Below are 9,313 nucleotides of genomic sequence, written 5' to 3'. Positions count from 1 at the left end.
ATTAATATTCTTGCTAATTTATGACCCAACTGATCATCTGGTTTATTTCTCCGATTACCTAATGGTTTTAAAATTAGATGTAATACTACACGCGCCCAGCGCTGAGGAAAATTAGTAATAACACCGTGCATTGCAACTTCGCATTCGTGTAATAAGTGTTTGCAACTCCACTCAACTAAAGGCAAATCAGCCTTTGGCTCTCCATCTTCATGAAATCGTTTTAATACGGCTGATGCTAAATATAAAGAACTCAACATATCACCCAAACGTGAAGACAATTTTTCTTTTCGCTTCAAGTCACTACCAAGAAGCAGCATTGAAAAATCAGCAAGATACGCTAAATTCGCACTGTATTTATGAATTAATTGATAATAACGTTTTGCACTACTATGAGGTGCTTTAGAAAAATACGCATCAGTCCAACCAAATAATAATGATTTAGTATAGTTCGCTATAATAAACCCAGCATGAGCAAAAAATGCCTTATCAAATTCAACTAGATCATTATTTTTAATGCTTTCTATCTCTTTAAATACATAAGGATGGCAACGAATTGCACCTTGACCAAAAATAATTAAACTGCGAGTTAAAATATTAGCGCCTTCAACCGTAACAGCGATTGGGATTTGTTGAAAGCCTCTACCCATATAGTTATTAGGACCTAGACAAATACCTTTTCCGCCATGAATATCCATCGCATCAATCGAAACATCTCTGGCTCGCTCAATAGTATGATATTTTAAAATAGCACCCACTACAGAAGGTTTAGCACCATAATCAATAGCAGCAGTTGCCATGATCAGAGCCGCATCGATAATGTATGTATTTCCTGCAATTCTTGCTAAGGGCTCTTCAATTCCTTCAAATTTCCCGATCGGTTGATTAAATTGTTTACGAATTCGTGCATAAGCACCTGAAGCTAAAGCTGCTGCTTGTGATCCGCCATTAGCACTGGAAGGTAACGATACTGCTCTTCCTGCGCTTAAACACTCCATTAACATGCGCCAACCATGGCCTGCCATTGCAATACCACCAATAATGTAATCCATGGGAATAAATACATCTTTCCCCTGCGTAGGACCATTCAAAAACCCTGTATTTAATGGAAAATGTCTACGTCCTTTAATTACCCCTCGAGTTTCGGCAGGAATTAAAGCACAGGTAATTCCAATGTCATCTCCCTTACCTAATAAATTATCAGGATCAAACATTCTAAATGCCAGACCCACTACAGTAGCTACAGGGCATAGAGTAATGTAACGTTTATCCCAATTCAGTCGTATACCTAAAACCTCTTCACCATTAAATTTTTGACGACAAACAATTCCCTGATCAGGAATTGATGCCGCATCAGAACCCGCATTAGGACCTGTTAAGGCAAAACATGGAATTTCTCGACCATCAGCTAAACGAGGTAAATAATAATCCTTTTGTTCCTCAGTTCCATAATTAAGTAATAGTTCACCCGGACCTAAAGAATTAGGTACTGATATGGTTGTAGCCGCAGTAACTGAACATCCATATATTCTAACTAAAACTGACATTTGAGCTGTTGCAGAGAATTCCAAACCACCGTAACATTTAGGGATAATCATACCCAAAAAACGATTTTCTTTAATAAATTGCCATACTTCTGCAGGTAGATCAGTATGGTTGTGGGTTATATCCCAATCATCCAGCATCGCACATAAAGTATCAACAGGCCCATCAAGAAAGGCCTGTTCTTCTTCAGTAAGATTTACCGTAGGGGCGTTAAGCAGTACCGAAAAATCGGGAGCACCGCTAAATAAATCCCCTTCCCAACTTACAGTACCTGCTTCTATAGCTTCTCGTTCCGTTGCAGACATTGCAGGCATAGCTTTGCTGACTATTTGAAAAAAATGTTTTGATAAAAGTTCACGTCGAAGGGGTCTTATTGAACCGATAATTAAAATAAGTGCAATCAAAGACAAAATGATTTTAGTAAATAAACTTGGGGAATCATAACAAAAAATCAAGCCACAAAATAAAGCAAAACTAATAGCCCACACTGAAATCGCCGCCTGTCGCATCAACAATATCCCTGCTGCGCTCAAGGTTAAAAGTACCAATAAAATGTGTAGCATGCATTCTCCTTAATTATTTACTCACTTAATTTACACATAATTTCTACAATTTGCTTTGCAGCAGCTTGTGAACCACTGCCATGAAGATAATAGTTTTAACTTAATAGCAGTAAATCTGTAGATGTTCCATGGACAAAATTGATAAGCTCCTCAGAAAACCGCGATCTGTCGACTCTCTGTTCTTAGCATATAAAGTGAATAACTATAATAAACTGTCAGCAAAAAGAATAATACGACTCCCAATCCCTCAAAGATACTATTAAGAGTTAGAAAGATGAACAAAAGCAATAACATGGGTGTACCTGAAACAATCAATAACCGACACGATGTTGGAAAACTTATTTTAAAAGAAAAGAAAATGCTCGAAAAAGTTTGACCTAAAAGTGCTATTACAAGAAAGAACACCATAAATATAGAAAAAAATATACCCACAATAATTGGGTAAAGCACAACTTCCGAACCATATTTAAGTCCAGTAACCGAATTTTGTTCCACAAGTTTTTTCCCATCAAAGACTAAATTGGTCCCTTTATCAAAAGACTGTACAATAGGAGTTGTCCTGCTTGGCACTAACTGATTACCCATAGTGAACAATTGTGGGCTTGGTATTCTAAACGAAATTTTATTCTTATTGATCAGGATACTAAGATAAGGATATGCATCACTAAAATTATCCACCTTACCAGTGGTATCAATAATTACAACCGTCTGATTTTTATCATTGTTAATTGTATAAGGCATTGGTTTATCAAAAATGACATTACCATTTTGTATATAGAACACTGGTATTTTTAATAAAGGGTCCATAATTTGCTCTTTATACGACTGATTCAAGCTGATTGTCATTCTAAAAAAGAACGGAATAGAAAATAGAGCGATTACTAGTAAAAGATAAAAAATTCCTAAGCCTTTCCAGCGCTTACCTACATCAACATAGAGTCGACCGGAATAAAAAGATTTCCACAAAGCGGACCAATATCCATATACTGGTGTATTAATTGGTTTTAATGTATTTTTTTCTTTAGTCATACTCATCTCCAATACGTTTTCCCGTTTGCCGATGAAATAGATGTAATTTCATTTTAGATAACTTAACATAGATTTGTCCATTGGCTAGTAGCTGATCTGCAGGAATACGCAAATTCAAATATTCTCCGTTGTTAATACATTTTGCTCTTATCAATTTATCGGCCCCCATATCATCTATAAACTCAATGTTGATTGCGATGCGTTGTGGATGAATCTCAGAGCATAATTGCACATGTTCCGCCCTAATTGCCAGAACTAACTGAGTTTTATCCTCCAATATCTGAGCACTTTTAGGGATAGGATAATGAATACCTAATGATGTTTGAACAGTGCTGGTACTTTTATCAAATACTCCTGTAAAAGTGTTTAGAGGATAATGCCCAGTAAATTCAGCTACAAATAAAGTAGCTGGATTCTGGTATAATTTCTGGGGTGTGCCTATTTGCTCAACAACTCCTTGATTAAGCACTATGACACGCTCTGCCATTGTCATGGCTTCAGTTTGATCGTGAGTCACATACAAGCTGGTCGTATTTAATTGCTGATGTAAACGTCTGATTTCATCGCGCATTTCTGTACGTAATTTAGCATCCAGATTTGATAAAGGTTCATCAAATAGAAATACAGCAGGTGAGCGAACCATTGCTCTTCCCATCGCAACTCGTTGTTTTTGCCCGCCAGAAAGTTCCTGTGGTTTACGCTCAAGATAGGGAGTTAAATGCAATAATTTAGCCGCAGCAGTGACACGTTGTTTAATCAAATCAGGCTTCAAATGCCTCATTTTTAAGCCATACGCCATATTATTATAAACGCTCATATGTGGATAAAGTGCGTAACTTTGAAAGACCATGGCCATATCTCTTTTGGCAGGATGGATTTTATTAACACATTGATTATTGATTAAAATAGATCCTGAACTGAGCTCATCCAACCCCGCGATTAAACGTAGCAAAGTTGATTTACCACAACCAGATGGACCAACGATCACCATAAATTCGCCCTTTTTTATGTTGATGTTTATTTTATCCAAAATTGTGGTATGCCCTACGCGTTTTGAGACATCAATCAAATTCACTGTTGCCATGCTTAGTTTAACCCTTTTTCAAACCATCGCTGCATCACGATTACAACCATACATGGTGGAATTAAAGCAATCAATGCTACCGACATAATGTAATTCCATTGTGGAATTTGATCAGCCACCCCTGCAAGATAACGAATCCCCATAACCACTGTAGCCATTTTCGTATCGGTAGTAATTACTATAGGCCATAAATATTGATTCCAACCGTAAACAAATAAGATCACAAATAAAGAGGCAATTTGTGTTTTGGACAAGGGCAAGAGCACATCGAAAAAGAAACGTACAGGCCCTGCTCCATCCAATTTTGAAGCATCAACCAATTCAGCAGGAACCGTTTTAAAAAACTGACGGAATAAAAAAGTTCCAGTAGCAGAAACAAATAAAGGTAAGGTTAATCCAGTAAATGAATTCAATAAACCCAAAGAAGCAACCACCTGAAAAGTAGGTACAATTCGTACCTCAATAGGCAACATCATAGTTGCAAAGATCAATGCAAAACACAGTTTTTTAAACGGAAAATCAAAATAGACTAAAGCGAAAGCAGAGCCTAAAGCAATAATGATTTTTCCTAGGGTTATTGCCAATGCCATACCTAAGCTATTAAATAACAACGAAATAATCGGTTCTTCTCCAGTCACCGATAAACCTTCGATTAATACAGTTTTCATGTTTTTTAATAGTAGGGTACCAGGAAGCAGAGGAATAGGCGATTGCATCATCGCATTGCTCTCATGACTTGCAGCAACTACTGCCAAATAAATAGGAAGCAGCATCAATAAAATAAAAAAGCACAAAAATCCATGTGATAAAAGACGATAGATTAATTTCACGCGTAATGCACTCTTTTTTCAAGATATTTAAACTGTATTAAAGAAATAATCACAACAAAAATCATTAAAAGCACAGACTGAGCCGATGAACTTCCTAAATCCATTCCCTCAAACCCATCCTGGTATACTTTATAAATTAAGTTTGTGGTACTATTTCCTGGCCCACCATGAGTCATTACCTGAATAATACCAAAAGTATCAAAAAAACCATACATCAAGTTCATGATTAAGAGAAAGAAAGTCGTCGGTGATAATAAAGGCAGAATGATTTGCCAAAAACGTTGCCATGCTGAAGCGCCATCAATAATTGACGCATCTATTAAGGATGAAGGTACTGCATTCAATGCAGCATAATAGAATAAAAAATTATAACTAAATTGTTGCCAGGTCGCTGTAAGAATCACTACTAAAAGCGCCTGGTTTGCATTATTAACATAATCAAAATTAATTCCCACGGACTGTAGAATATGGGTTACCCACCCTAACGTAGGATGACATAAAAAACGCCATAGAATTGCAGCGACTGCAGGAGCTACCGCATAAGGCCAAATTAATAAAGATTTATAAATTCCTTGCGTCTTACGTCTATTATTAACTAATATGGCAATAAGAAGACCTAAACTCATCGTACATACAGTGACACTAAGAGCAATAATAAAAGTAACCCAAATTGCTTTACTGTAGCTGGTATCAAAAAATAAATCGGTAAAATTGGTAAGACCAGCAAAGTGTTTGTATAAACCGAAAGCATCAGTATAAAAAAATGCGTTAAATACAGCATTACAAGAAGGCCAAATAAAAAACACAAGAGTAATAGTAAGTTGTGGAATTATAAAAAGCCATGCATATAAACGTTGATGATTAAATTTTGCCATTAGCTTTAAATGTAAGAAGGTCTTAATGAATGGATTATATACCTCCAAGACATGAAGATACAGAACTTTCCTTTTGGAAATAAGAGCAGAAAAATCAGTGTCTTCAGGTAGAATGGATATAGTTTAAGTAGTTCAGGTATAGAGTCTGTTAATCTTAGATAAACTTTTCAATAGACTTTACAAACAAAAGGAATATATTGTGCGCTACATACACATAGTAAACCCTGGTTCCCACAGCAGACTTGTGATCGAAAATGGTCCAATACCCGAATATAAAGATTGTCAAATATTAGTACGCACTAAAGCAACCGCACTCAATCGAGCAGATTTAATGCAGCGTTATGGTAAATATCCCCCTCCCCCAGGTGAATCAGAGATCCCTGGCTTGGAAGTTGCAGGTGACGTCGTTGCCGTAGGTTCGCAGGTAACCCAATTTAAACCAGGCGATAAAGTTTATGGACTGGTTGGTAGCGGTTCTTATGCTGAATATTGTCCTGTAGAGGCGTCGTTAGCACATCAGATACCTAAAAATTGGGATTATTCTCACGCTGCTGCTCTTCCTGAGTCTTTAGTTACAGTACATGCAACACTATTTATGTTAGGTGGACTTAAATCAGATCAAACATTACTTATCCATGGCGCAGGTAGTGGCATTACATCCCTGGGAATCCAAATGGCCAAAAAAGTTGGTGCGACTGTAATTACTACAGCGGGAAATGCTAATAAAATTGAAAAAGCAGTGAATCTTGGGGCGGACCAGGTTATCAATTACAAGCAACAAGATTTTGAAGATTTAATTGCCGAACAAAGTGTGGATTTAATTCTTGATTTTATTGGCGGTAATTATTTTAATAAACACCTTCACCTGCTTAAACCACAAAGTAAATTAGTTCAAATTTCTTGTCTTAACGGCAGCTCGGTTGAATGTAATTTAGCATCAATTATGCGTAAGAGATTAGAAATTATTGGCTTTGTACTCCGCTCGCAAACCATTCGGGAAAAAAGTTATTTATGGAAATCAGCCCACCAAGCATGGTTTGATTTATTAAGCCACAAACAAATACTACCCATCATTGATTCAGAATTTGAACTGGAACAAATCGAAACCGCCCAACAATATATGCAGTCAAGCGCTCATTTTGGTAAAATAGTTATTCATGTAGACTGAAATTCTGTTACTCGTGGTCAGGATGAACTACAAAAATACCAGGAGCATTACGCAGATATTCATTATAATCCATTCCATAACCAAATATATAATGATCTTCAATCTGTAAACCAACAAAATCAGCTGCTTGTAAACCATTTTTAACGCGTTTACGGTACTTATCAACTAACACAGCACTGTATACTTTTTTAGCACCTAACGCATTAACTTCATCCATAATTGCAGCCAGTGTAATACCTCCATCAAGAATATCATCAACAACCAACACTGTTCTTCCAGCCAAACTGCTTGAGGGTTTTACTTTCCATTGAATATCACCACCTGTAATTGCCCCCCTATATCGAGTTGCATGTACGTAGTCTACTTCTAAAGGGAAGTCCAAACGAGGTAATAAATTACCTAAAAGAACTAATCCGCCAACCATAACACAAATAAGTACAGGATTTTGATCTTGTAATTCTTTATGAATGTTAATTGCCATGCGATCTAAAGCAGCCTCAACTTCATTTGTGGTGAACATACACGTTGATTTTTCATATACTTCTTTGATCTTATGAGGAATAGTCATTGATGAATTCTCTTATTAAAATTTATTACTCTTTTATTTTCCCAGTGCCGGGGAAAGGACTGACTTTACCCCCATACCCTGAATGGTCTTTGACTTTAGCTGTTCCTCGCTTAGTAACTTCATCAATACGATAAATTGAGTGCATTGGGATAAATGTGCGTTTCACCCCGTTAAACTCTAATTTTAATCGTTCTTCAGAAGGGTCAATGACTAGCGCCGTTTGTTCTCCAAATACTAGCTCTTCAACTTCAAGAAAACCAAATAGATCACTTTCTTTTATTAATCGTGCATATATTTCGTAAATTGCTTCTTGATTAGCAAAAGTAATTCTGAATAATCTGTTCTTGGTCATAATATAAGCCGGCCGGTTCTGAATGCTGGATGAATTATACAAAAATATGAGGAGGTTGGGTATCTTTTATAATAATTATTAGATCACAAATCATTATTCTCTAGGAGTCAATATTACTGGCTGTAAAGGAGATTGATAGTCATTAATGGGTTGCGGTGCAGGCCAAACTAGTTGCGAAGGTTGTACTACTTGATATTTTTGTGCAATATAACAATAAAATCCCGAAGGAAACGGCCAGAGCATCTTGCCAATTTCATCTAAAAAGGTCAGTTTTTTAATTAATGAAGTACTGTTTACTGGTGGAATATAACAAAAACTACTTAATGAAATCTGAACATACCCTCTTTGAATGAACATCCTATTCAGTGTAAAAGGAGTACGCATTTTAATCGTTTGATCACGATAACAGTTTAACAATCCACATTTAATTGCTCCACCCCACAAACTCCAGGGATTAATGCAAAGTAGAACCACAAACCCCATTGGTTTCAATACCCGATCAATTTCATCAATTAAGCTGGAACTGGTATTAAAAGGCTCCAAGGTTAAGGGCGCAACAATACAATCAATGCTATTGCGATCGAAAGGCAAATGATTTAACTCGCTTTTAATATGAATCTTATTCGACAAGGCAAAAGGAGAAACAATCCATTGATGATAAAATTTAAGTTTTTTTAACCAAATATTGTCACTACAATTACCTAATTGTACTAATGTTTCACCACATAAAAGCTTCTGAACTGATTCCAGGTTCACTGCAAATTCATGAGCAGCAAAGAGCCCCAGCGGTGATTGGAACCATTTATGTAAAGCGCGGTACTGTTTTATTTGTTGTTCAATCAACAAGGTAATGCCTTTTAAAAAGGTTAATCCTGCATTAAACTACAATACAATGAGTTTCATACATAGACAATCCATTTCTATTGTTCTCTATATGAAGCAGATTTTATTAAATGGATTAACTACAAGCCAATCAAAGATTATGTTAGGAAACGAACCGTTTAAATTACAGGGAATTGGACAACTTTTTGTCCTAGAAAAACTTTTAGAAAAACCTCAGGCTATGGAATTTTATAAACGTGCGATCACTGAAAAAATTTCTTTAGTTCAGTATCTTGTTAAAAATAATATCTTATCTTCCCAGCAAATAGCCAATACAGCAGCACATAGTTTTGGTTTACCTATGATGAATATTGATTGTATTGAAGTTAATTCCCTCCCTACAACCCTCATCAATGAACAACTCATTCGTCACCATAACATGCTTCCTTTATTTTGCCGAGGAACTAGTCTGTATTTAGC

The 9,313-nt window shown here is 36.3% G+C and carries 9 protein-coding genes and 1 pseudogene; 2 read left to right on the top strand and 8 right to left on the bottom strand.

Annotated elements, in window-relative coordinates; genetic code table 11:
• The 5 genes from WA877_RS03910 to WA877_RS03890 all read right to left on the bottom strand — a co-directional run.
• Positions 1-2,105 (bottom strand): acyl-CoA dehydrogenase (locus WA877_RS03910; protein WP_425169623.1); only part of this gene is annotated, 2,105 nt, incomplete at its 3' end.
• 150 nt (positions 2,106-2,255) lie between these two features.
• The gene (locus tag WA877_RS03905) at positions 2,256-3,134 is read right to left on the bottom strand and encodes a DUF1189 family protein (RefSeq protein ID WP_425169622.1); all 879 of its coding nucleotides are present in this window, start codon (positions 3,132-3,134) and stop codon (positions 2,256-2,258) included.
• Positions 3,127-4,218 (bottom strand): ABC transporter ATP-binding protein, encoded by a 1,092-nt coding sequence (locus WA877_RS03900; RefSeq protein WP_425169621.1) that lies wholly within the window; start codon positions 4,216-4,218, stop codon positions 3,127-3,129. The genes WA877_RS03905 and WA877_RS03900 overlap by 8 nt, the downstream gene beginning before the upstream one ends.
• Positions 4,219-4,220: 2 nt before the next feature.
• Positions 4,221-5,048 carry a sn-glycerol-3-phosphate ABC transporter permease UgpE gene (ugpE, locus tag WA877_RS03895; protein WP_425169620.1) on the bottom strand — a complete coding sequence of 276 codons (828 nt, stop codon included), beginning with the start codon at positions 5,046-5,048 and terminating at the stop codon, positions 4,221-4,223.
• Entirely contained in the window at positions 5,045-5,923 is an 879-nt protein-coding gene (locus tag WA877_RS03890) for an ABC transporter permease subunit (RefSeq protein ID WP_425169619.1), read from the bottom strand. Before WA877_RS03890 ends, ugpE begins: the two co-directional genes overlap by 4 nt.
• Before the next feature lie 199 nt (positions 5,924-6,122).
• Here WA877_RS03890 and WA877_RS03885 point away from each other — a divergent pair, with 199 nt between their 5' ends.
• Positions 6,123-7,091 carry an NAD(P)H-quinone oxidoreductase gene (locus WA877_RS03885; RefSeq protein ID WP_425169618.1) on the top strand — a complete coding sequence of 323 codons (969 nt, stop codon included), beginning with the start codon at positions 6,123-6,125 and terminating at the stop codon, positions 7,089-7,091.
• Between the two features lie 7 nt (positions 7,092-7,098).
• Here WA877_RS03885 and WA877_RS03880 read toward each other — a convergent pair whose 3' ends face one another.
• The 3 genes from WA877_RS03880 to WA877_RS03870 form a co-directional block, all read right to left on the bottom strand.
• Entirely contained in the window at positions 7,099-7,659 is a 561-nt protein-coding gene (locus tag WA877_RS03880) for a hypoxanthine-guanine phosphoribosyltransferase (protein ID WP_425169617.1), read from the bottom strand.
• Between the two features lie 25 nt (positions 7,660-7,684).
• Entirely contained in the window at positions 7,685-8,011 is a 327-nt protein-coding gene (locus WA877_RS03875; protein WP_425169616.1) for a DUF1820 family protein, read from the bottom strand.
• 93 nt (positions 8,012-8,104) lie between these two features.
• Positions 8,105-8,857: a methyltransferase domain-containing protein gene (locus tag WA877_RS03870; protein ID WP_425169615.1), complete on the bottom strand. Its 753-nt coding sequence runs from the start codon at positions 8,855-8,857 to the stop codon at positions 8,105-8,107.
• 136 nt (positions 8,858-8,993) lie between these two features.
• Between WA877_RS03870 and WA877_RS03865 the strand changes: the two are divergent.
• A pseudogene (locus WA877_RS03865) lies at positions 8,994-9,313 on the top strand (type IV-A pilus assembly ATPase PilB); the annotation flags it as partial.

The sequence above is a fragment of the Legionella sp. genome (assembly GCF_049790535.1).
GTDB lineage: Bacteria > Pseudomonadota > Gammaproteobacteria > Legionellales > Legionellaceae > Legionella.
This window is presented reverse-complemented; position numbering and strand designations above follow the sequence as displayed.